The 21078-nt window shown below is 70.0% G+C and carries 18 protein-coding genes and 1 pseudogene; 6 read left to right on the forward strand and 13 right to left on the reverse strand.

Annotated features, from left to right (window positions below; translation table 11 throughout):
* The first annotated feature begins 72 nt into the window (after positions 1–72).
* Positions 73–852, forward strand: coding sequence for an SDR family oxidoreductase (locus QFZ27_RS31645; RefSeq protein WP_429230438.1), 780 nt, complete (start codon positions 73–75; stop codon positions 850–852).
* Positions 853–864: 12 nt separating this feature from the next.
* On the opposite strand, the gene QFZ27_RS31650 is transcribed toward QFZ27_RS31645, so the two are convergent.
* Together QFZ27_RS31650 and QFZ27_RS31655 are read right to left on the reverse strand one after the other, a co-directional pair.
* Positions 865–1683, reverse strand: coding sequence for a TylF/MycF/NovP-related O-methyltransferase (locus QFZ27_RS31650; RefSeq protein WP_429230439.1), 819 nt, complete (start codon positions 1681–1683; stop codon positions 865–867).
* Between the two features lie 13 nt (positions 1684–1696).
* A complete protein-coding gene (locus QFZ27_RS31655; protein ID WP_429230440.1) occupies positions 1697–2260 on the reverse strand; it encodes a GNAT family N-acetyltransferase in 564 nt (187 codons plus the stop codon).
* A 99-nt stretch (positions 2261–2359) separates the two neighbouring features.
* On the opposite strand from QFZ27_RS31655, the gene QFZ27_RS31660 reads away from it, so the two are divergent.
* Both QFZ27_RS31660 and QFZ27_RS31665 read left to right on the forward strand, forming a co-directional pair.
* The gene (locus QFZ27_RS31660; RefSeq protein ID WP_429230441.1) at positions 2360–2779 is read left to right on the forward strand and encodes a GNAT family N-acetyltransferase; all 420 of its coding nucleotides are present in this window, start codon (positions 2360–2362) and stop codon (positions 2777–2779) included.
* Positions 2780–2783: 4 nt separating this feature from the next.
* Complete coding sequence (locus QFZ27_RS31665) at positions 2784–3551, forward strand: alpha/beta fold hydrolase (protein ID WP_429230442.1); 768 nt, start codon at positions 2784–2786, stop codon at positions 3549–3551.
* A gap of 2 nt (positions 3552–3553) precedes the next feature.
* On the opposite strand, the gene QFZ27_RS31670 is transcribed toward QFZ27_RS31665, so the two are convergent.
* The gene (locus QFZ27_RS31670; protein WP_429230443.1) at positions 3554–4339 is read right to left on the reverse strand and encodes a class I SAM-dependent methyltransferase; all 786 of its coding nucleotides are present in this window, start codon (positions 4337–4339) and stop codon (positions 3554–3556) included.
* A 152-nt stretch (positions 4340–4491) separates the two neighbouring features.
* Between QFZ27_RS31670 and QFZ27_RS31675 the strand changes: the two genes are divergently transcribed.
* Positions 4492–6516 carry a tetratricopeptide repeat protein gene (locus QFZ27_RS31675; RefSeq protein ID WP_429230444.1) on the forward strand — a complete coding sequence of 675 codons (2025 nt, stop codon included), beginning with the start codon at positions 4492–4494 and terminating at the stop codon, positions 6514–6516.
* Between the two features lie 54 nt (positions 6517–6570).
* On the opposite strand, the gene QFZ27_RS31680 is transcribed toward QFZ27_RS31675, so the two are convergent.
* The 7 genes and pseudogenes from QFZ27_RS31680 to QFZ27_RS31710 form a co-directional block, all read right to left on the reverse strand.
* A complete protein-coding gene (locus tag QFZ27_RS31680; protein ID WP_429230445.1) occupies positions 6571–7782 on the reverse strand; it encodes a CHRD domain-containing protein in 1212 nt (403 codons plus the stop codon).
* 138 nt (positions 7783–7920) lie between these two features.
* Positions 7921–10572 (reverse strand): beta strand repeat-containing protein, encoded by a 2652-nt coding sequence (locus QFZ27_RS31685; RefSeq protein WP_429230446.1) that lies wholly within the window; start codon positions 10570–10572, stop codon positions 7921–7923.
* A gap of 278 nt (positions 10573–10850) precedes the next feature.
* A complete protein-coding gene (locus QFZ27_RS31690; protein ID WP_429230447.1) occupies positions 10851–12095 on the reverse strand; it encodes a glycerate kinase type-2 family protein in 1245 nt (414 codons plus the stop codon).
* 278 nt (positions 12096–12373) lie between these two features.
* On the reverse strand, positions 12374–13261 hold the full coding sequence (locus tag QFZ27_RS31695) for a M10 family metallopeptidase C-terminal domain-containing protein (RefSeq protein ID WP_429232515.1): 888 nt from the start codon (positions 13259–13261) through the stop codon (positions 12374–12376).
* A gap of 117 nt (positions 13262–13378) precedes the next feature.
* Positions 13379–13867, reverse strand: a pseudogene (locus QFZ27_RS31700) (calcium-binding protein); the annotation flags it as partial.
* A 181-nt stretch (positions 13868–14048) separates the two neighbouring features.
* Positions 14049–15146 (reverse strand): hypothetical protein, encoded by a 1098-nt coding sequence (locus QFZ27_RS31705; RefSeq protein WP_429230448.1) that lies wholly within the window; start codon positions 15144–15146, stop codon positions 14049–14051.
* A gap of 104 nt (positions 15147–15250) precedes the next feature.
* Positions 15251–15658, reverse strand: coding sequence for a DUF4259 domain-containing protein (locus QFZ27_RS31710; RefSeq protein ID WP_429230449.1), 408 nt, complete (start codon positions 15656–15658; stop codon positions 15251–15253).
* Positions 15659–15908: 250 nt separating this feature from the next.
* Between QFZ27_RS31710 and QFZ27_RS31715 the strand changes: the two genes are divergently transcribed.
* Positions 15909–16841 carry a DMT family transporter gene (locus QFZ27_RS31715; protein WP_429230450.1) on the forward strand — a complete coding sequence of 311 codons (933 nt, stop codon included), beginning with the start codon at positions 15909–15911 and terminating at the stop codon, positions 16839–16841.
* Positions 16842–16918: 77 nt separating this feature from the next.
* A complete protein-coding gene (locus QFZ27_RS31720; protein ID WP_429230451.1) occupies positions 16919–18025 on the forward strand; it encodes a lipase family protein in 1107 nt (368 codons plus the stop codon).
* A gap of 51 nt (positions 18026–18076) precedes the next feature.
* Here the strand turns inward: QFZ27_RS31720 and QFZ27_RS31725 are convergent, their stop codons facing one another.
* From QFZ27_RS31725 to QFZ27_RS31735, 3 genes are all read right to left on the reverse strand, one after another.
* A complete protein-coding gene (locus QFZ27_RS31725; protein ID WP_429230452.1) occupies positions 18077–19054 on the reverse strand; it encodes an L-carnitine dehydrogenase in 978 nt (325 codons plus the stop codon).
* Positions 19044–19967, reverse strand: coding sequence for a 3-dehydrocarnitine:acetyl-CoA trimethylamine transferase CdhC (gene cdhC / locus QFZ27_RS31730; RefSeq protein ID WP_429230453.1), 924 nt, complete (start codon positions 19965–19967; stop codon positions 19044–19046). Before cdhC ends, QFZ27_RS31725 begins: the two co-directional genes overlap by 11 nt.
* Before the next feature lie 107 nt (positions 19968–20074).
* Positions 20075–21031, reverse strand: coding sequence for a GlxA family transcriptional regulator (locus tag QFZ27_RS31735; RefSeq protein WP_429230454.1), 957 nt, complete (start codon positions 21029–21031; stop codon positions 20075–20077).
* Positions 21032–21078: the final 47 nt, after the last annotated feature.

Below are 21078 nucleotides of genomic sequence, written 5' to 3' on the forward strand. Positions count from 1 at the left end.
CGCCGCCGGACGTCGCACCCTGCCCACCCCGCACGAAGCACGACCCGCCGCAGAGGCGGGAGGAGACGGACCATGGATCTGGGACTGGCGGGCCGCAAGGCCCTGGTGTGCGCCGCGAGCAAGGGCCTCGGCAAGGGCTGCGCCCTGGCGCTGGCGCGCGAGGGCGTGGAGCTGATCATCACCGCCCGCGGCGCCGAGGCGCTGGAGGCAACGGCCGAGGAGATCCGCCGCGCCACCGGCGCCATAGTGACGGCGATCGCCGGCGACATCACCACCGAGGCGGGCCGCGAGGCCGCGCTGGCCGCCTGCCCGGAACCGGACATCCTGGTCAACAATGCCGGCGGCCCGCCGCCCGGCGACTTCCGCGACTGGGACCGCGACGCCTGGATCAAGGCGGTCGACGCCAACATGCTGACCCCGATCTTCCTGACCAAGGCAGTGGTCGACGGCATGGCGGCGCGCGGCTTCGGCCGTATCGTCAACATCACCTCGAGCGCGGTGAAGGCGCCGATCCCGGAGCTGGGCCTGTCGAACGGCGCCCGCTCCGGCCTGACCGGCTTCATCGCCGGGGTCGCCCGGCAGATGGCCGGCAAGGGCGTCACCATCAACGGCCTGCTGCCCGGCTCCTTCGACACCGACCGGCTGCGCGGCGGCATCAATGCGGCGGCCCAGCGCGCGGGGCAGAGTTCAGAGGCGGTGGCGGACCGGCGCCGCGCCGCGATCCCGGCCGGCCGCTTCGGCCAGCCGGACGAGTTCGGCGCGACCTGCGCCTTCCTGTGCAGCATCCATGCCGGCTACATCACCGGCCAGAACATCCTGATCGACGGCGGCGCCTTCCCCGGCACGCTCTGATCCCGGCCGGAGTCAGGCTCCGCGCCGGCGCAGGATCGGGTTGTCGCCGTCGTCCAGCACGAAATCGGGCCGGCTGCGCAGGAACTCGTCGGTGGCCTTACGGCATGCGGCAAAGGCGTGATAGTCGTCGATCACGACCATTCCGCCCGGCGGCAGCCGCGGCCCGAGATAGTCAAGGCAGAGCTTGACCGGGTCGTACCAGTCGCAGTCGACATGGGCCAAGGCGACCTGCTGCACCGGCGCATGGGGCAGCGTATCCTCGAACAGCCCCTTGTGCAGGGTCACGGCCTTCCCGTCGACGGGGACGCCGTGGCCTGCCATGGCCTTGCAGACATCGCCGAAGAGATCCGGCCGGTAGCCGTAATAGCTGTCGCCGTCGATGCCGACCGAGGCGCCGCTGGCGATCGTCTCGTAACGGGACTTGGCGTCGGAATCGTCCTTGTCGGAGGGCGGCGGGATCATGCCGAACACGTCGAAGCCGTGAAACTGCCGTCCGCCCTTCTTCGCGAAATCGGCGAGGATGATGGCGCTGCCGCCGAGGGCAACGCCGAATTCGAGGATATCGCCGGGGATCCGCTTTTCGATCACGGTGGATCCGGCCGACTCCAGCCGCGCCAGCTTCTGCGGCGTAAGATAGGTCAGCTTCTGCTTCACCACATTCCGGGTCAGCGACGACAGCCGCGCCGACGCGATCATGCCTTCGGCGCGCCGGACCACGCGGCTTATGACTGAGTTGCTCACCCGCTTACCCCCACTCTTGATCAGGCGCGCATGCTGCCGTGCGCACCCCCACTGGACAAGCGGAATTCCGGACCGGACCTGGTTGGCCATGCATATGGCTGGCTCAACCCCCGATCCCGGCCAGGTCGTGCCGCATGATCGGCCGGGCCGGGATGCGGCGGGCCACGATCTGGAAGCCGAGGCGGGCGAAGGTCGAGGCGTAGCCGGAGCCCGAGGCGCTCGGCGACACCGTGGCGTCGAAGGGATAGGCCTCCAACGCCGGAGCCCCGGCCCGCTTCGCCGCCCGCAGCGCTCCCTCAATCAAGGCGGCGCTGACGCCGCGCCGGCGCCAGCCCTTGCGGATATACAGGCAGGACAGCGCCCAGACCGGCATGGCGTCGACGGCCCTGAGGCGCCAGTTGCGGTCGAGCTCCGGCAGCGCCGCGCGCGGGGTGAGCTGGCACCAGCCGACCGCCAGGTCCTCGGCGAAGGCGAGCAGCCCGGGCGGCGGTCCCTGCCGCACCGCCGCTCGGAAATCGGCCTTGTTCTCGTGCCGCGGCCGGCGGCGATAGGCGGCGCCGATGCGGCCATGCATGCACCAGCAGCCATTGACCGCGCCGGCCGGCCCGAACAGGTCCTCCAGCGCCGGCCACCGGTCCGGCGTCAGCGGATGGATGGCGAAGTTCATGCCGGTTCTCCCGGTTGCCGTCCGATCAACACCCGGGCGGCCGGTCCGGCTCCGGAAACCGCTTCCGAATTCCGGCGGGGATGGTGCAGTCTCCCAGCCATGAGCGAACGCATCCGCTACGGCCGCGAGCAGGATCTGGACGTCGCCGAGTTCCGGCGCGTGCTGGTCGAGTCCGGCCTCGGCCGCATCCGACCGGTCGACGACGAGCCGCGGCTGCAGGCCATGATCACGGGCGCCAACCTGATCGTGACCGCCCGGCTGGAGCAGCCCGGCCGACCGCTGGTCGGGGTCGGGCGCGGCGTCACCGATTCGGTCTGGTGCTGCTATCTGTCAGATCTCGCCGTCTCGCCCTCCGCCCAGGGGCTCGGCGTCGGCAAAGGCCTGCTGGACGAGGCGCGCCGGCAGCTCGGGCCGCAGGTCAGCCTGTACCTGGCCTCGGTGCCCGACGCGGTCGGCTTCTACGAGCGGGCCGGAATGACGCGGATCGCCGACGCCTTCTCCTACAAGCGCGAATGCTGACATCATGACCGAGCTTCCCGTCCATCCGTTCCATGGCCGCGACGGAGTCGACCTGGCCTATCGCGAGCTCGGCGAGGGCCGGCCGCTGGTGCTGATCCACGGCTTCTTTTCGACCGCCACGGTCAACTGGCTGCGCTACGGCCATGCCGAGGCGATCGCGGCGCGGGGCTACCGCGTGATCATGCCGGACCTGCGCGGCCATGGCGACAGCGCCAGGCCGCACGACCCCGCTGCTTATCCGCCCGACATCCTGGCCGATGACGGGCTGGCGCTGGTCGAGCAGCTCGGGCTCGCCGACTACGATCTCGGCGGCTATTCGCTGGGCGGGCGGACGGTGGTGCGGATGCTGCTGCGCGGCGCCGCGCCGGGACGGACGATCGTGGCCGGGATGGGCCTCGACGGCATCGTCAGCGCCGGCGGCCGCAACGCTCATTTCCGCCGGATCCTCACCAATCTCGGCAGCTTCCAGCGCGGCACGCCGGAATGGATGGCCGAGGCCTTCCTGAAGACCGTCGGCGGCGACCCGGAGGCGCTGCTGCAGGTGCTCGGCACCTCGGTCGACACGCCGCGCGAGGCGCTGGCGCGGATCACGGTGCCGACCCTGGTGGCGGCCGGCGCCGAGGACGACGACAACGGCTCGGCCGCGGATCTCGCCGCCGCCCTGCCGCAGGGCCGCCACGCCGAGATCCCCGGCAACCATATGAGCGCGGTGGCGAAGCCGGAGCTGGGCCTCGCCATCGCCGAGTTCCTGGGGGATGCGCCGCGGCGCTGACCTCAGGCCTTGGTGACGACGACTTCGAGGTATTCGCTGGGCACGACCACGGCGCCGTCGCCGCTGCGGTTGAACCGGGCGATCAAGGCAACGAGATCGGCCTCCAGCGCGTCCTGTCCGGCCGGCGGCAGCGCCGCGAAGGCCTTCAGCAGCGGGCCGTAATACCCCCGAAAGACCTCCAGCCAATGCGCCGGCGAACGGTAGCGGAACACAAAGTGCCGCTGCGCCGAGGCGATCGACGCCGCCTCGGGCGCGAACAGCTCCGCCAGCCGCTCGCGCGTGCCCCACAGCGCCGGGGACCGGATTCCGGCCGGCGGCGGCAGGTGCCGGCCGATGGTCTTGAACAGCTGGCCGATGAAGCCGTCCGGCGTCCAGTTGGCGAGGCCGATCTTGCCGCCGTGCCGGCACACGCGCAGCAGCTCGGCCGCGGCGCGGTCCTGGTCCGGAGTGAACATCACGCCGAAGGTCGACACGACGACGTCGAAGCTGTCATCGGCGAACGGCAGGGCCTCGGCATCGGCCTCCTGGAACCGGATCGCCAGCCGCTCGGCGCCGGCACGCTCGCGGGCGCGGTCCAGCAGCGCCGGCACATAGTCCGTGGCGGTCACATCGCACCAGCGCCGGGCGGCGGCCAGGGCGACATTGCCGTTGCCGGCGGCGACGTCGAGCACCGACTGGCCGGCGCGGAGGTCGAGCGCCTCGCACAGCTCCTCGCCGACAATCTGCAGAGTGGTGCCGACCACGGCGTAGTCGCCGGACGACCACGCCCCCTGTTGACGTGTCTTCACAGCCGAGAGGTCAGGTTGAGCAGCAGGTGGGTTCTGAGTCATGCTTGCGGTGGGCGCGGCCATGATCGTTCTCCGTTGGTGACGGCAGTCGACCCCATGTCGCACGGCCTCTGCCATGCCGAGGAGCGTAGCCGCCGCCCGTGGAGGCGAGCGTGGGTGGCGGCGTGGGAATTCCCGAGGAATCCGCGGGAGCGGCCCAAAGCGGCCCGCCGGTCGAACTGCGGCTGCTCGGGCCGCTGGCGGTGCACCGGAACGGCGTCGCCGTCGCGCTGCCGGCGTCGCGCAAGGTGCGCGCCCTCCTGGCCTATCTGGCCCTGGCGCCCCATCCGGTCGGGCGCGGCCAACTGTGCGAGCTGCTGTGGGACGGCCCCAGCGACCCGCGCGGCGAGTTGCGCTGGTGCCTCAGCAAGATCCGAACCTTGGTCGACGAGCCCGGCCGCCCCCGGCTGGAGACCTCGGGGGACACGGTCCGGCTCGACCTGGCGGACGGTTTCATCGATGCCGCCGAGGTCGCCCTGGCGGTGCAGCAGGGCATCGCCACGATCGCGCCGGAGCGGTTGCAGGCGCTCGCCGCCCGGTTCGCCGGGGAGTTTCTCGACGGGCTGGAGATCGAGCGCAGCCCGGCCTTCACCGGCTGGCTGACGGCGCAGCGCCGCCGCTTCCACGGCTGCCGCATCGCCCTGCTGGAGCAGCTCGCCACCAGCGCCCCGGACGCGCTGCGGCTCGGTCATCTCGAGGCCTGGCTGGAGCTTGCACCCTTCGATCCGCGCGTGCACCGTCTGGTGCTAAGTGACCTCGCCCGGCGCGGTCGGATCCGCGAGGGCGAATCCCATCTGGCAGCTGCGATCCGCCGGTTCGAGGCCGAGGGCCTGGACGGCGCCATCCTGCGCCAGGCCTGGCAGGCCGCGCGGTCGCACAGCGACGCCGACATCCGCTCGCCGCCCGCCGCGGCCGCCTCAGGCAACAGCCCTGGCGACGTTGCCCCCGCCGCCCCGCGCCGCGCCTCGATCGCGGTCATGCCCTTTGCCGACCCGGCGGCGGCCGGCGCTCACAACGGCGTGGCGGATGCCCTGGCCCACGACGTCACCACCCGCCTGGCCAAGCTGCGCAGCCTGTTCGTCATCGCGCAGGGCACCGTGTTCGCTCTGCGCGACCGGCGCATCGGGGCCGAGGACGCCGGGCGGATGCTGAATGTCGACTATGTCGTCAGCGGCTTTGCCCGGCGGCAGGACCGGCGCCTGACCGTGACGGTCGAGCTGACCGAGGCCCGCAGCGCCCGGATCGTCTGGGCGGAGATGTTCAACCAGACGTTGGACGATGCGTTCCTGGTGCTCGAGGAGATCGGCAACCGGATCGTCGCGGCGATCGACAGCGAGATCGAGACGATCGAGCGCAACCGCGCCATCCTGCGGCCGCCAAACTCCCTCGATGCCTGGGAAGCGCATCACCGCGGCCTGTGGCACATGTACCGCTTCACCCAGGCCGACAACGAACAGGCCCGGCACTTCTTCGAGGCCGCGCTGCGGCAGGATCCGACCTTCGCCCGGGCCCATGCCGGCCTGTCCTTCACCCATTTCCAGAGCGCCTTCCAGGGCTGGGCCCCGCGTGGACCGGAGGTCGAGCGGGCCTTCGAAGCCGCCGGGCAAAGCCTGATCGCCGACGACCGCGACCCCACCGCGCATTGGGCCATGGGCCGGGCATTGTGGCTGCGCGGCGACCACGACCGGTCGATCGCCGAGCTGGAGCAGGCGGTCGAGCTGAGCCCGAACTTCGCCCAGGGCCACTACACCCTCGCCTTCGTGCACTCCCAGAGCGGCGATCCGGGCACCGCGATCGCCGCCTCCGAACGATCGCGCCGGCTCAGCCCCTTCGACCCCCTGCTGTTCGGGTTCCTCGGCGCCCGCGCCATGGCGCTGGTGCGCCTCGGCCGGTTCGACGAGGCGGCCGACTGGGGCGTGAAGGCCGCCGCGCGCCCGAACGCGCATGCGCAGATCCGCGCGATCGCGGCCTTCTCCCTGGCGCTGGCCGGCCGCCTGGACGAGGCTCGCGGCCATGCCGCCGCGATCCGCCGGGCGCAGCCGCATTACCGGGTCGACGACTTCCTCACTGCCATGCAGTTCGCGCCCGGGGACCAGCGTCTGTTCCGCGAGGCGGCGAAGCGCGTCGGGCTTGACTGACCTCGCCGCCCGCCATGGAGGACAGTCCCGCCTCGTCGGCGGGGCCGCCGAGGGCTACAGCACGAAGTCGCCCGCCGCCAGAGCGTGGTCGGACAGGACAACGATGGCGATGTCGGCCGTCTTGTCGCCGTTGGTGTCGCCATAGACCGCCTGGTAGCCGCCGGGAATGGCCACCACCCGCAATTCCCCGGCCGTGCCGGTGAAGTTGCCGGTGCCGAAGACGAAGGCGGTGCTGCCCGCCCCCGCGCCGTTGGCGTCGATCGCCGACAGGTTGATCCTGTCGCCGGTCGTGAAGTCGTTGATCGTGTCCCGCCCCGCGGCCGCCACCGTGCTGTCGGCCGTGCTGGTGTAGGCGAAGCTGTCGGCGCCGGCGCCGCCCTTCAGGGCGTCGGCCCCTGCGCCCCCGGTGAGCACGTCGTTGCCGCCATCGCCCCAGAGCCCGTTCACGCCGGCATTGCCGGTCAGCTGGTCGGCGAGGCTCGAGCCGACCAGCTGCTCGACCCCGGTCAGGATATCGCCGGCCGCATCGCCGCCGGAGGCCGTCCCGGCGCCGAGATTGACCGTCACCCCGGCCGCGCTGCCGGTGTAATACGCCGTGTCGGTGCCGGCGCCGCCGGCGAGGGTGTCGCCGCCGGTCCCACCGACCAGGTTATCGTTGCCGGCCCCGCCGGTCAGGCTGTCGGCGCCGCCGGCCCCGCGCAGCTTGTCGGCGCCGCCGAAGGCGTCGATGACGTCGGCGGTGGCGGTGCCGTTGAAGGTGTCGGCGTTCTCGCTGGCGCGGGTGACCAGCTGGCCGCGGATCGCGCCGCCGCCGAACTGGGCGGTGTGGATGTTGAAGTAGAACGAGACGTCGTTCGGCCCGGTCCCGCCCTGCAGCCCGGTGACGACGCCGGCGGCCAGCGGATCGCTGTCGGTGGTTTCCCAGACACCGCTGATGGTGACCGAACCGTCGCCGTTCTCGACGATGGTCAGGTCGTCGTCATCGTCGGTCATGGCCGTCGGCAGGATATCGAACACGATGCCGCCATTGACGCCGCGCGCCGCGGCGTGGATGTGCATCAGGACGGCGTCGTCGAGCGGGTCCGCGGTGCGCGGGGTGCCGTCGATCAGTTCGCCGAAATCGATGCCGGCGGAGATCGTGACCGAGTAGGTCAGAGCCGTGCCGGCGGTGTTCAGGCTGAGCGTTGCCGTGCCGGTCGCGGTCTCGGTGCTGCCGGTCCCGACTTCCTGGCTGGAGTTGAGGATCGCGGTGAAGGTCGTGGTCATGGCGAATCTCCCCGTTCCCATGGTTGCCCGAACACTGTTCGGCGGCGCGGGCATATCCGTTTCGCTTCGGACACGCCACGAGGTTCGGGCAGGATGGGGAGGGAGGCGCCGCTCAGCCGGCGGCGCCTCCTGCCAGGCTCAGAGCACGAAATCCGACACGGTGAGGGCGTGGTCGGAAACGACGTTGATGGCGAAGTCCGGCAGCTTGTCGCCGGTCGCGTCGACATAGACCACCTGGATCGCGCCGGCCGTCACCACCCGCAGCTCGCCGGCCGTGCCGGTGAAGGCGCCGGTGCCGAAGGTGAAGGCGGTGTCGCCGTTGCCCGAATTGCCGTCGGCGTCGATCGCCGACAGGTCGATCTGGTCTCCGGCGGTGAAGTCGAAGACGATGTCCTTGCCGGCGCCTGAGACCGTGCTGTCGGATAAGGCATTGTAAGTGAAGGTGTCGTCGCCGGCACCGCCCTTCAGCAGATCGGCGCCGCCGCCGCCCGCAAGCACGTCGTTGCCGGCCATGCCCCACAGCGTGTTGGCGTTGCCGTCGCCGGTCAGCACGTCCTGCTGGCCCGAACCCACCACCTGCTCGATGCTGCTGAACGTGTCGCCCGCGGCGTCGCCACCCGAGGCCGTGTCGGCGGCCAGGTTCACCGTCACCCCGGCGGCGGAGCTGGAGTAGCTGGCCGTGTCGATGCCAATCCCGCCGGTGAGCACATCGGCCCCGGCCGCGCCTTCGAGGAGGTCGTTGCCGTCGCCGCCGTCGAGGCTGTCGTCGCCGGTACCGCCCAGGAGCACGTCGTTCCCGGCATCGCCGAAAACCTGGTCGTTCTCGCTGCCGGCATCGATCGAGTCATCGTTGTTGCCGCCATGGAGGATGTCGATGCCGGCCCCGCCGACCAGTCGGTCCGCACCGTCTCCACCGCTGAGATTGTCGTTGCCTGCCTCGCCGGAGAGCGCGTCGTCGCCGCCATTGCCGACGATGGTGTCGTTGCCGAGCTCACCGCCGATGATGTTGCGGGCGTTGCTGCCGGTGAGCTGGTCGTCATGGCTCGATCCGTACAGGTGCTCGATGTTGTTGAGCTGGTCGCCCGCGGCGTCGCCACCGGAGGCGGTGTCGGTCAGCAGGTTGACCACGACTCCGGCCGTCGAGCCCTGATAATTGGCGAAATCCGAGCCGTTGCCGCCGTCCAGCGTGTCGGCGCCCCCGCCGCCACGGAGCGAGTCGTCGCCATCGCCGCCGGTCAGCACATTGGTGGTGCTGTCGCCATACAGATGGTCCGACTGGGCCGAGCCGACCAGGTTCTCGATGCCGGACAGCGTGTCGCCCTGGGCATCGCCGCCCGTGCCGGTTCCCGCGATGAGATCGACGGTGACACCCGCGGCAGAGGCCGAGTAGTCCGCCGTGTCGGTGCCGGCGGCGCCGGAGATCTGGTCCGCTCCGGCACTTCCGATGAGCATGTCGTTGCCGAAGCCACCGAGGAGGATGTCGTCGCCGGCCAGCCCGTCGATGGTGTCGTTGCCGTCGGAGCCGAGCATGCGGTCGGCCCCGGCCCCGGCCACCAGCGAGACCCTGAACACGTCGAAGCCGGTGCCGTTGCCTTCGGCGCCCACGCCGGTATCGGTGGCCTGCGTCTGGAAGGTGACATAGTGCCCGTCGGCCGAGATCTGCGGCGTGTTCGAGAGGTCGTTCAGCTCGGTCCCGTCGGCGGCGACGGACAGGCGCGTCACATTCCCGGTCACCATGTCCTTCAGGAAGATGTCGCGGAGGCCATTGGTGTCGCCCTGCACCAGGTTGCTGGCGAGGCTGAAGAACACGACGTAGCGCCCGTCGGCGGAGATCACCGCCTGGCCCGAGAGATCGGTGGACTGGCTGCCGTCGCCGGCGGTGGAGACCCGGGTGGTGGTGTTGGTCTGCAGGTCGCGGACGAAGATGTCGGTGGTGCCGTTGGTGTCGCCGGCCACCAGGTTGGTCGCGTCGCTCTGGAACACGACGTAGCGGCCGTTGCCGGAGATCGAAGCGCCGGAGGACGCAAAGTCACCCGCCCCGCCGCCGGTGGAGACCGAGACCAGGGTGGTGGTGCCGGCGGCGATGTCGCGGACGAAGATGTCGGTGATGGCGCCGTTGCTGTCATTCGCCGTCAGGTTGCTGGCAGTGCTGACGAAAGACGCCCGGTTGCCGTCGTCGGACAGCCGGGCCACCAGGGAGTTGCCGTTGGCCTGCGACTCGTCATCCGCCACCGAGACGCGGGTGACCGCGCCGGTCGACAGGTTCTTGACGAAGGCGTCGCTGAAGCCGTTGCTGTCGCTGCCCACCAGATTGGTCGCGGTGCTCTGGAAGCCGATGAAGGCGCCGTTGCCGGTGACGTCGACATTCTGCGACGCGCCGTTCGCCTCGCCGCCGACGGAGGTGGTCGAGACCCGGGTGGTGACGCCCGTCTGCGTGTCCCGCATGAAGACGTCGAGAACGGCGTTGGTGTCACCGCCGACCAGGTTGGTCGAGGTGCTGTTGAAGAACACGTAGCGGCCGTCATCGGTGACGGAAGCCACGCTGGAGACGTTGTTGCCCTGGACCCCGCCGGTCGCGGTCGAGATCAGCGTGGTGGTGCCGGTCTGCGTGTCGCGCAGGAAGACGTCGAAGAAGCCATTGGCATCGCCGCCGACCAGGTTGGTCGCGGTGCTCTGGAACACGACATAGCGGCCATCGGCCGACATCACGCCGCCGGTGGCGATGTTGTTGGCGCTGGTGCCTCCGGTGTCGACTGAAATCCGGGTGAGCGAACTGGCATTGACGGTCATACGGAAAGCCTCCCCATCGATTCTGCTGGCGACGGCAGCCTGATCGGCGAAACGCCGTCGGGAAAATCAGAAGCAAAACAAAGTCATACGAATAGGAGTTGTACGAATAATGGACGTGGGTTCACATGCCGGGCTTCAGGGTTTTACACGCCCCGCCCCGCCTCGGCAATCGCACAGCACTTATCTCAAAGCCGACATACTCCGGTAATGCGGTTTGGAGCGAAGTGCATCCCGGAGGCAGCTTATCCTGCCTCGGGTCCAGGAGCCCCCTGCGTCAGTTACCGCACCAGGATGGCGCGGAAATCGTTGACGTTGGTCAGGGTCGGCCCGGTCACCACCAGCCGGTCGAGCGCCGCGAAATAGCTGTAGGCGTCGTTGTTCGCCAGGAACTCGGCTGCCGCGAGCCCCTGCGCCTTGCCCTGCGCCAGCGTGGCCGCATCGGCCCAGGCGCCGGCATTGTCCTCCGACCCGTCGATGCCATCGGTGTCGCAGGCGATGGCGGCAACCCCGGGCCGGCCCTGCAGCTGGAGCGTCAGTGCCAGCAGGAACTCGACATTGCGGCCGCCCCGCCCCTGCCCCTTCACCGTCACCGTGGTCTCGCCGCCGGACAGCAGCACGCAGGGCCGCGCCGCAGGCTGGCCATGCCGCAGCGCCTGCTCGGCGATGCCGGCCAGGACCCGGCCGACCTCACGCGCCTCGCCCTCCAGCGCGTCGCCGAGGATCACCGGCGTCAGGCCGAGCTCCCGCGCCTTCGCCGCAGCCGCCTCCAGCGCCATCTGCGGCGTCGCCAGCATGTGCAGATCGGCGGCCGGCAGCGCGGCCGGCGCGGCATTGGCGCGGATCGCCCGCTGGACCGTCTCTGGGATGGAGATCTCGTAACGGCGCAGGATCGCCAGCGCCGTCTCCGGGTCGGCGCCGCCGGCGACGGTGGGGCCGGAGCCGATCACGCCAGGCTCGTCGCCCGGCACGTCGGAGATCAGATAGGTGACGACCCGCGCCGGCGCCGCCGCCGCGGCCAGGCGCCCGCCCTTGATCGCGGACATCGCCTTGCGCACCGCGTTCATCTCCTGGATCGGCGCGCCGGAGCGCAGCAGCGCCTTGTTCACCGCCTGCTTGTCCTCGAGGGTCAGCCCCTCGGCCGGCAGCGACAGCAAGGCCGAGGCGCCGCCCGAGACCAGGCAGACCACCAGGTCGTCCGGACCGGCGGTACGGGCGAGGTCGAGGATGCGCTGGGCGGCGGCGCGGCCGGCGGCGTCCGGCACCGGATGCGCGGCCTCGACCACCTCGATCCGCTCGGTCGGCGTGCCGTGGCCATAGCGGGTGACGACCAGCCCCTCACAGGGATGCGGCCACAGCGTCTCGAAGGCCCGCGCCATCCGCGCCGCGCCCTTGCCGGCGCCGAGCACGATGGTGCGGCCCGTCGGCGGCTCCGGCAGCAGATGCTGCATCCGCGTCTCCGGATAGGCGGCGCTGAGCGCGGCCTGGAACAGGGCCTCGAGGACGGCGCGATCGGACGCGGACATGGATGTCTCTTTGCTATGGACGCGGCTGCGGGCGGCCCATCGAAGGCGAGGACCCGCGGCCGATCAAGAGCGAATCGTATCCGGCCTGCTAGATGTCGTTCCACGCGGCGGAAAAGTTGGGGCTCACTACGAAATTCTGGTTCCGGAACCTCAGAGCGAAGTGCATTGGGCCGAGTCAGGGTCTGACAGGACGTCGAGCATCTTCGCGTCACCTCTCCTGCCGTACGCGGGAGAGGTGACGCTTCATTGCTTCGACCCGGATGGCCTAAAGCCGGCTGCTACAGCACGAAGTCGGCAGCGACGAGGCCGATGGCGCCGGTGAGCTGGATGTGGAAGTCGGAGACGCCGTCGCCGTTGACGTCGCCGGCGATGGTGGTGACCCCCGGGCTGGTGACAGCGGAACGCAACTCGCCGGCATGATGGGTGTAGAGGCCGGTGCCGACGAAGCTGAAGGCTTGATTGCCGGCGGCGCCGGTGTTGGCGTCGATCGCCGACAGGTCGATGCGATCGCCCTGGGCGTGGCTGAAATCGGTGATCCGGTCGGCCGCCCCGACGACGCTGTGGGAGGCGGCGGAGAAGACGAAGCGGTCGGCGCCGCCACCGCCGCGCAGCACATCTTGCCCAGCCCAGCCGTTCAGCGCGTTGACCACGGCGCTGCCGGTGACCTGGTCGGCCGCGGTCGAGCCGTTGACATTCTCGATGCCGATCAAGACGTCGCCTTGAGCGTCGCCACCCGACCCGATGCTGGTCGAGAGGTTGACCGTCACCCCGACCGTGCCGGTGTAGTAGCTGGCAGTGTCGGCACCGGCGCCGCCGTCGAGGTGGTCGGCCCCGGCCCCGCCGCGGAGCACATCGTCTCCGCCCCAACCGGACAGGGTGTTGGCGTCGGCGCTCCCGACCAGGCTGTCATTGCCCTGGTTGCTGCCGGTGAGGCTCTCGATGCCGATCAGCGTATCGCCCTGGGCGTCGCCGCCGCTGACGGCACCGGTTGCAAGGTTGACCATCACCCCGGCCGCGCTGGTGTGGTAGCTGGCGGTGTCGCTGCCGATGCCGCCGTCGAGCGTGTCGACACCCGCCTCACCTCGGAGCACGTCGTCGCCGCTACCGCCATCAAGGCGGTTTACCGCCTTATCCCCGATCAGCGTGTCAGCATTGGCGGATCCCACCAGGGCTTCGACTCCGAGCAATGTATCACCCTCGGCATCACCATGAAGACCTGCATTCGCAAGCAGGCTGACCCACACGCCAATCGCCGAAGCAGAATAGTCTGCCGTGTCGAAGCCAGGACTGCCGTAAAGAGTGTCAGCTCCGGCTCCCCCGTCCAACACGTCATCGCCATAGCCGCCATTCAGGGTGTCAGCGCCGGCAAGACCGAAGAGATGATTGTTGCTGAGATCTCCACCTCCTGCGAATAGATCATTGTCGAGGGCATTGCCTTTCAATGCGCCATGAAGAAATGACATCGATCCATTTTCGACATTGGCCGTGAGCGTATAGTTTGGGACATGTACATAGACGCGGTCGATTCCCTGCCCTACGCCTTCGACGATCAAATCTATATCATCAGGGACGTAATCATCATCATTACCGACGGAATATATGTCATCGCCGGATCCGCCATAGAGCTCGTCCGAGCCGGCGAAACCCGCGATCTGATCATCGCCAGCCCCGCCGAACACCTTGTCGTTTCCGGCCTGACCCCACACGTAATCAGAACCATTCCCACCATAGACTATATCATTTCCGCCCCCGGCCAGAATCATATCATCCATCGCCGTGGCAACGGCGCGATCGACGTAGCCGGCGGGAGCAACAAAACCGTCGCCGGGTACATGAAAGAATTCGTTAGCGTCGGTTCCAGAAATCAATGGCGTTAACGGCACAATACCCTCCAGGCATATTTTCTTGCAGATTGGTGAAAATTCATCAGAAAATCTAGCCGATCTTTAACCCCTACAGCCCGATCCGTTCCGCCTCGAAGGGCAGCGTCAGGGCCGTCGCGCCCGGGCCGCCGGCGATGCGCAGGTCTAGACCGGCGGGGCCGTGGCTGATCGCCTCGACCCGGTCCCAGCCCGGCTCGGCCGGCACCGCCCCAAAGGCGTAGGCGATCTCGACCCGCCCGGCCGGGTCCAGCGCGATCGCGGTCGGATAGCCCTCGGCGGTCAGCGGGTTCGGTTGCATCGAGGCGCGGTGGCCGAGATGCAGGTACATGCAGCCCTCCTCGATCCCCAGCACATGGCGGTGCCGGCTGGAGAAGGGCGGATAGTCGCGGCCGCCATTGCTCATCCACAGCATGGTGAAGGGCAGCCGGCGCGGGTTCTTCAGCCCGAAGAACAGGAAGCCCTCGCGCGCCGCCAGCGCCGCCGACCAGCCGAGCGGCGAGCCCGGCGTCTCGGCCAGCAGCACGATGTCCTCATGGCTGTCGGCGAAGGGGTAGCGCGAGGCGTCGACCGTGCGCCCGTCGGCCAGGCGCAGCGCGTCGAGCCCGACGAAGCGCTGCGGGTAGGCCAGCACCGAGCGCCCCCGCGCGGCATCGGGCTCGACCGGGGTCGGCGGGGTGGTGCCGAAGGCCTTGGGCGAAAAGCTGAGCGCCGCCCCGCCGGGCGCCCGGATCATGGCGTGATGCGCCATCGGCAGCGCCCCGGCGCCGCCCTCGAAGACATGGCGCTGATAGACGATCGGCTGGCCGTGCCGCAGCGTCACCGCCTTGCGCACGGTGGCGCCGAACACCTTTTCCCGCAGCGTGAAGCGCGCGGTGACGCCGCCGGCCTCCCGGTCGATGCCGTCGAGGTTCCAATGGCCGTTGCCGGTCCAGCCATGGCCGGGCGCGCCGTCCAGATCGCTGTCGGCGAAGGGGGCGCAGAAGAAGTCGCCGGCCAGGTTGCGCAGGCCGAGCGGGATGTCGGCCGGCAGCGCCTCGCCGCTGTCGATCCAGGGCGCCCGGTGCAGCGGCCGGATCTCCCGCCCGTTCCAGCGCATCACGACATCGTGCAGATGCCCGCCCGCCGGGTTGAACACGACCTGCACCGCATCGACCGCGAACTCGATCATCGCAGCATCCTTCCCTCGACCCGCCAGCGACGGCATAGGCGATGCCGCCGAACTTCGCCACCCTTCCCGGCGCATGCGGCACGGCAGTAACGCCAAGCGGCCGCTCAGGGGATTGCGTCCAGCCGGCGCTCCAGGTCCTTTATCGCCGCGATCCAGGCCTGGTCGTCACCGACCTCTGCCCAAAGCTCCTTGAGCTCGGAATTGTCGGCCGTCACACGGGACAGGGCTTGGAGGGCCTTGGCCGGCAGCCCGGGCATCGCCCGGATCGCCGTCCCGTGCTGCGCCACCAGTTGCCGCACCTGCGGTGGCAGGCCCGGCTTTCCCTGGCCGTAGGCGGCGGCAACGATCTCCGCGGCCGCGACGGCATCCTCTCCCTGGACGTCGAGCCACTCGTCCTCAGGGGGCAGGTCGTCGAATGCCGCAACCAAGAGCTGCAGCCCCTGGTCCTGAATCGCCTGGACAAAATCCAAGGCGCTGTCGTTCTCGAATGCTCCGGTTCCCCAGGTGCCCATCGAAACGTCCTCATTTGTGCAGGCCGTCAGTCTCGGATGCGCGGGCAGCGTCGACAACGGTTTCGCACGGGCCGGGATCGCTCTTTGCCCGCACCGCGCCCGGCGCGCATGCCAGCCTTTCCGGCTTTCGCCACCCGTTTTCCGCCAGCAGGCGTATGTCTGACATTCGGGGCAGGACGGGCAACCCACCGCCCCGGAGGGGATCGAGACGACCATGCGACTCTGGCGGCGCGGCGACGAGACTGTCCCGATGGCCCCTTTGCACGCGCCGACGGCGCCCCCTGCCCCCGCGACCATCACCGGCGTCGAGACCCCGCTGCTCGGCCTGCTGTGCTCGCTGCTGGCCAACCTGATGTTCGCGTCCAGCGACGCGCTGGTGAAGGGGCTGACGGCCAGCTATTCGATCTTCCAGATCATCCCCATGCAGGTCGCCTTCGCCTGCATCCCGATCCTGATCATGCTGCGCCGCGACGGCGGCCTCGGCCGGATGCGGGCGGCGCATCCGCGGCTGATCGTGGCGCGCGGCCTGCTGGCCGGGATCGGCACCATCTTCGGCTTCTATGCCTTCTCCGCCCTGCCCCTGGCCGATGTCTACGCCATCGCCTTCTGCACCCCGATGGTGGTGACCATCCTGTCCATCCCGATCCTGGGCGAGCAGGTGCGCGCCCATCGCTGGGCCGCGGTGGTGGTCGGCTTCCTGGGCATCCTGGTGATGGTGCGGCCGGGCTTCGAGTCGCTGACGCTGGGGCACCTCTCGGCCCTGGGCTCGGTCTTTACCGGCGCCGGGGTGGTGCTGATCATGCGCAAGATCAGCCGGGACGAGCAGCGCGCCGTGATGGTGACGGCGGTGATGCTGGGGCTGCTGGTCACCAGCCTGCCGGTCGCGCTGTTCGTGTTCAAGCTGCCGAGCTGGTTCGACCTGCTGCGGGTCGGCGCCGCCGGCCTGCTGATGGGATCGGCCCAGTTCCTGGTGGTGAGGGCGCTGTCGCTGGCCCCGGCCAGCACCATCGCGCCGATGCAGTACACCATGATCGTCTGGGCCCTGGCCTATGGCAGCCTGTTCTTCGGCAACGCCGTCGAGCCCTTCGTCGTGCTGGGCGCCGCCATCGTCATCGCCTCCAGCCTGTACATCATGCACCGCGAGCGCATCCGCGGCCGGACCCTGCGGGCGCATGTGAAGTAGCTTTCAGAATATTATCTCTCTGCTATAATAATATTTGTCAGTTTCTTTAATTTTATTATTAATTCGAGGAATTCATCATGACCATTGCGACTGCAACGGCCGATGCCGCCAGCATCGGCCTGCTCCAACTGTGCCAGATCTCCTATCTCGACCCCGCCGCCATTCCCGGCAGCTTCCCGCTGGCCTGGCCGGCGCCGGGCGGCGGCAGCTGGTCGCTGGCCTGGGGGCCGGCGCAGGACCCGTCCCAGGCCAATCTGGTCTATGCCGCGGTCCGCAGCTCGGCCGGACAGGCCCTGTCCCTGGCCGTGGTCGTGCGCGGCACCGATTGGGACGTGCCGCTGATGGGGCTGTGGAACCAGATCGTCGAGGATCTCGACGCCGACACCCAGCAGGCGCCGCCCTGGACAGCCCCGACCGGCGTCCTCATCGCCGACGGCACCGCCGCCGCGCTGTCCCGGATCGCCGGCCTGACCTCGGGCGGGCAGTCCCTGGTCGGCTTCCTGGCCGGATTCTACGATGCCGCCGCGAACCGGCAGGTGCCGCTGCAGGTGACCGGGCACAGCCTGGGCGGCTGCGTCGCCACCGTGCTGGCCCCGTGGCTGCAGGCGCAGCTGGGGCAGCAGGGCCTGTCGCCCGCCATCGTGCCGACCACCTATGCCGGGCCGACCGCCGGCAACCAGGCCTTCGCCGACGCCTTCCGCAGCGCCTTCCCGACGGCGAGCTGCTACCGCAACACGCTCGACATCGTGCCCATGGCGATGGCCGACCTGGCCGAGATCCCGCTGATCTACGCGAATGCCGGCCCCGGCCTGCTGGCGCCGGTCAGCATCGCCACCGCGATCCTCGGCTACGCGCTCTGGCTGTGGGATTGCGGCGCCTCCTATGCCGACATTCCGGACAGCCGGCCGCTGCCGGGCGACTGGCTGACGCCCGTTCCCGATTCCCCGCTGGGCCCCTGGCTCGACGAGGTGCTGCAGCAGCACGACACCAAGACCTATATGAAGCTGCTCGGCGGCACCTCGGTGACGGAGGGCGAATCGGTGCGGGTGCGGGCGCTGGCGACCGCGGTGGCGGCCGAGCGCCGGCCGCGGCAGCGCACCCTGTCCGGCGATCCGGCCTATGCGGCGCGGCTGAAGGCAGCGTTCACCAAACTGCGGCAGACGACGCCGGGCGGCACACGCTGATCCCCGGCTGAAAGGCCGCCCGGCCGAGGGAGGACCCGGCCGGGCGGCGGCTCAGGCTTGGCCCGGCCGCGGATCATAGGTCGGGTGGCCGGTGTCGCGGTCGGCCGACTCCAGCGCCTGCAGGATCCGGATGATGCGCTCGTCGCGCCAGCGCTCGATCTTCTTGATCGGCCAGCCGCCGGCCTGCTCCTGCGTGCCTTCGACCATGCGGTCGATCAGGGTGTCGGTCAGCTTCGGCGCCACCAGCTTGGTCCAGGGCAGCTCGAGCGCCGGGCCGAACTGCTCCAGCATATGCCGCATGCCGCCCTCGCCACCGGCGAGGTGATAGGTCAGGTTGGTGCCCATGAAGGCCCAGCGGATGCCGGCGCCGAAGCAGATCGCCTCGTCGATCTCCTTGGTCGTGGCGATGCCGTCGGCGACCAGGTGCAGCGCCTCGCGCCACAGCGCCTCCAGCAGGCGGTCGGCGATGTAGCCGTCGATCTCGTTGCGGACATGCAGCGGCTTCATGCCGAGCGAGGCGTAGAAGGCCGACGCCGCCTTGATCGTCTCAGGCGCCGTCTGCCTGCCGCCCACCACCTCGACCAGCGGCAGCAGGTAGACCGGGTTGAACGGATGGCCGATGACGATCCGCTCCGGATGCCGGGCGCCGTCCTGGATCTCGCTGGGCAGCAGGCCGGAGGAGGAGGAGCCGAGGATGACGTCCGTCGGCGCGGCCTCCGCCATCGCATGGTGCAGCTTGCGCTTCAGCTCGATCCGCTCCGGCGCGCTCTCCTGCACGAAATCGGATTCGGCGGCGACCGCCTCGGCCGAGCCGACCACGCGCAGCCGGTCAGGGCTCGCGCCTTCGGCCAGGCCGATCCGGGTCAGCGCCGGCCAGGCATTGGCGACGGCGTCGCGCAGCGCCTGCTCGCCGGTCGGGGACGGGTCCCAGGCGACGACGGCCAGGCCACGGGCCAGCGCCCGGGCGGCCCAGCCGCTGCCGATGACGCCGCCGCCGACGATGCCGAGGGTGCGGATCTCACGCGGCATGGGCCTGCCCCTTCAGCTTGAGGCCGAGATGGCAGCGCGCCTCGGCCGGACTCATCACCTTCGACCCCATCGCCTCGATGATGGTCCGCGCCCGCTCGACCAGGCTGCCGTTGGAGGCGTAGACACCCTTGTCGAGATAGAGGTTGTCCTCGAGCCCGACCCGGACATGGCCGCCCAGCAGCACCGCCTGGGCGACGAAGGGCATCTGCAGCCGGCCGATGGCGAAGCCGGCCCAGACCGCGCCGTCCGGCAGCATGTCGCGCATCGCCAGCATCATCCGCGGGTCGGGCGGCGTGCCCCAGGGAATGCCGAGGCAGAGCTGGAACAAGGGCGGCGCGTCGAGCAGCCCCTCCTCCACCATCTTCCGCGCGAACCAGAGGTTGCCGGTGTCGAAGATCTCGAGCTCCGGCTTCACCCCGAGCTCCTGGATCCGTTTCGCCTGCTTGCGCAGGATGTCGGGGGTGGAGACATAGACCAGCGAGCCATCGCCGAAGTTCAGCGAGCCGCAGTCGAGGGTGCAGATCTCCGGCAGCAACTGCTCGACATGCGGCAGCCGGTCGATGCCGCCGACAAGGTCGGTGTCGGCGCCGAACTTCGTCGGGTTGTCCTGCGGCCCGATCACCAGGTCGCCGCCCATGCCGGCGGTCAGGTTGATGATGATGTCGACGCCGGAGGAGCGGATGCGGTCCACCACCTCGCGGTACAGCGCCGGGTCGCGGCTGGGCTTGCCGGTCTCGGGGTTGCGGACATGGATATGGGCCACGGTGGCGCCGGCCTTCGCCGCCTCCAGCGCCGCATCGGCGATCTGCTGCGGCGTCACCGGGATCGCCGGATGCTTGCCCACCGTGTCGCCGGCGCCGGTGACGGCGCAGGTCACGATCACGCGCCGGTTGATGTCAGTCTGCAGGGCCATGGCCCACCGCCTCCCCGAATCGCCGGCGCACCGGCCGCTGGGACGAGGCTACGCCCGAGCGACCATCGGGACCTTGATCGGGAGCGACGCCGGCTTGACGCTTTCCGCTAGGCGGCCGAGGCCCTTCGGTCGCGGCTGGGCGGCACGCCGAATTCGCGGCGGTAGCAGCGGCAGAAATGCTCGTAGCTGCCGAAGCCGCAGGCGACCGCGACCTCCAGCAGCGGGTCGTCGGAATACTGCACCATCGACCGCGCCCGCTGCAGCCGCAGCGACTGGTAGAAGCCCTGTGGCCCCTTGCCGAGATGGTGGGCGAACAGCCGCTCGACCTGGCGCGGCGACATGTCGACGGTGCGGGCCAGGGCGGTGACCGCGATCGGATTGGCGACGTTGCGCTCCATGATCTCCACCATCCGGGCCAGGCGGCTGTCGCGGATGTCGAGCTGCCGCGGCACCGACAGGCGCTGCCGGTCCTCGGCATGGCGCAGGGTGTTGTAGATGAACTGCTCCGACACCGCCGCCGCCAGCCGGGCGCCATGGTCCATGCGGATGATCTGCAGCATCAGGTCCAGCGCGGCAGTGCCGCCGGCGCAGGTCAGGCGGCGGCGGTCGGTCTCGAACAGGCAGGCGCGCGCCTCGACCCGCGGGAACTGCTCGGCGAAGCCGTCCAGCGCCTCCCAATGCGCGGTGGCGCGATAGCCGTCGAGCAGACCGGCGGCGGCCAGCGCGAAGCAGCCGGTGTCGATGCCGCCCAGCACCGCGCCGGCGCGGTCGAGCCGGCGGAACCAGCGGATCAGCGCCGGGGTGACAGCGGCCAGCGGCTCGAAGGCGGCGCAGACGATCAGCATCGGCAGGTCGTCGACACTGCCGGCAACGGCATCGGCCGGCAGCGGCAGGCCGTTCGAGGCCGGCACCGGCAGGCCGTCGGCGGAGAAGATGGTCCAGTGATAGACCTGACGCCGCGACAGCCGGTTGGCGACGCGCAGCGGCTCCAGCGCCGAGGCGAAGGCCATCATCGAGAACTGCGGCAGCAGCAGGATGCCGATGCGGCGGGGGGCGTCGGTCATGGCGGGCCCGATCGGAAGCGTCGCCTTTCATCAAGCCGGCGGGGCCA

This window comes from Inquilinus ginsengisoli (genome assembly GCF_050434925.1).
In the GTDB taxonomy this organism is placed as follows: Bacteria; Pseudomonadota; Alphaproteobacteria; order DSM-16000; family Inquilinaceae; genus Inquilinus; species Inquilinus ginsengisoli_B.

Excerpts from the sequence above, each read along its gene's own strand:
- QFZ27_RS31690 (WP_429230447.1), bottom strand. The coding sequence starts at position 12,095 with ATGTCCGCGTCCGATCGCGCCGTCCTCGAGGCCCTGTTCCAGGCCGCG.
- QFZ27_RS31650 (WP_429230439.1), bottom strand. The coding sequence starts at position 1,683 with ATGGCCAACCAGGTCCGGTCCGGAATTCCGCTTGTCCAGTGGGGGTGC.
- QFZ27_RS31725 (WP_429230452.1), bottom strand. The coding sequence starts at position 19,054 with ATGCCGCGTGAGATCCGCACCCTCGGCATCGTCGGCGGCGGCGTCATC.
- QFZ27_RS31655 (WP_429230440.1), bottom strand. The coding sequence starts at position 2,260 with ATGAACTTCGCCATCCATCCGCTGACGCCGGACCGGTGGCCGGCGCTG.
- QFZ27_RS31720 (WP_429230451.1), top strand. The coding sequence starts at position 16,919 with ATGACCATTGCGACTGCAACGGCCGATGCCGCCAGCATCGGCCTGCTC.
- QFZ27_RS31645 (WP_429230438.1), top strand. The coding sequence starts at position 73 with ATGGATCTGGGACTGGCGGGCCGCAAGGCCCTGGTGTGCGCCGCGAGC.
- QFZ27_RS31710 (WP_429230449.1), bottom strand. The coding sequence starts at position 15,658 with ATGGGCACCTGGGGAACCGGAGCATTCGAGAACGACAGCGCCTTGGAT.
- QFZ27_RS31685 (WP_429230446.1), bottom strand. The coding sequence starts at position 10,572 with ATGACCGTCAATGCCAGTTCGCTCACCCGGATTTCAGTCGACACCGGA.
- QFZ27_RS31735 (WP_429230454.1), bottom strand. The coding sequence starts at position 21,031 with ATGACCGACGCCCCCCGCCGCATCGGCATCCTGCTGCTGCCGCAGTTC.
- QFZ27_RS31715 (WP_429230450.1), top strand. The coding sequence starts at position 15,909 with ATGGCCCCTTTGCACGCGCCGACGGCGCCCCCTGCCCCCGCGACCATC.
- QFZ27_RS31665 (WP_429230442.1), top strand. The coding sequence starts at position 2,784 with ATGACCGAGCTTCCCGTCCATCCGTTCCATGGCCGCGACGGAGTCGAC.
- QFZ27_RS31680 (WP_429230445.1), bottom strand. The coding sequence starts at position 7,782 with ATGACCACGACCTTCACCGCGATCCTCAACTCCAGCCAGGAAGTCGGG.
- cdhC (WP_429230453.1), bottom strand. The coding sequence starts at position 19,967 with ATGGCCCTGCAGACTGACATCAACCGGCGCGTGATCGTGACCTGCGCC.
- QFZ27_RS31660 (WP_429230441.1), top strand. The coding sequence starts at position 2,360 with ATGAGCGAACGCATCCGCTACGGCCGCGAGCAGGATCTGGACGTCGCC.
- QFZ27_RS31705 (WP_429230448.1), bottom strand. The coding sequence starts at position 15,146 with ATGATCGAGTTCGCGGTCGATGCGGTGCAGGTCGTGTTCAACCCGGCG.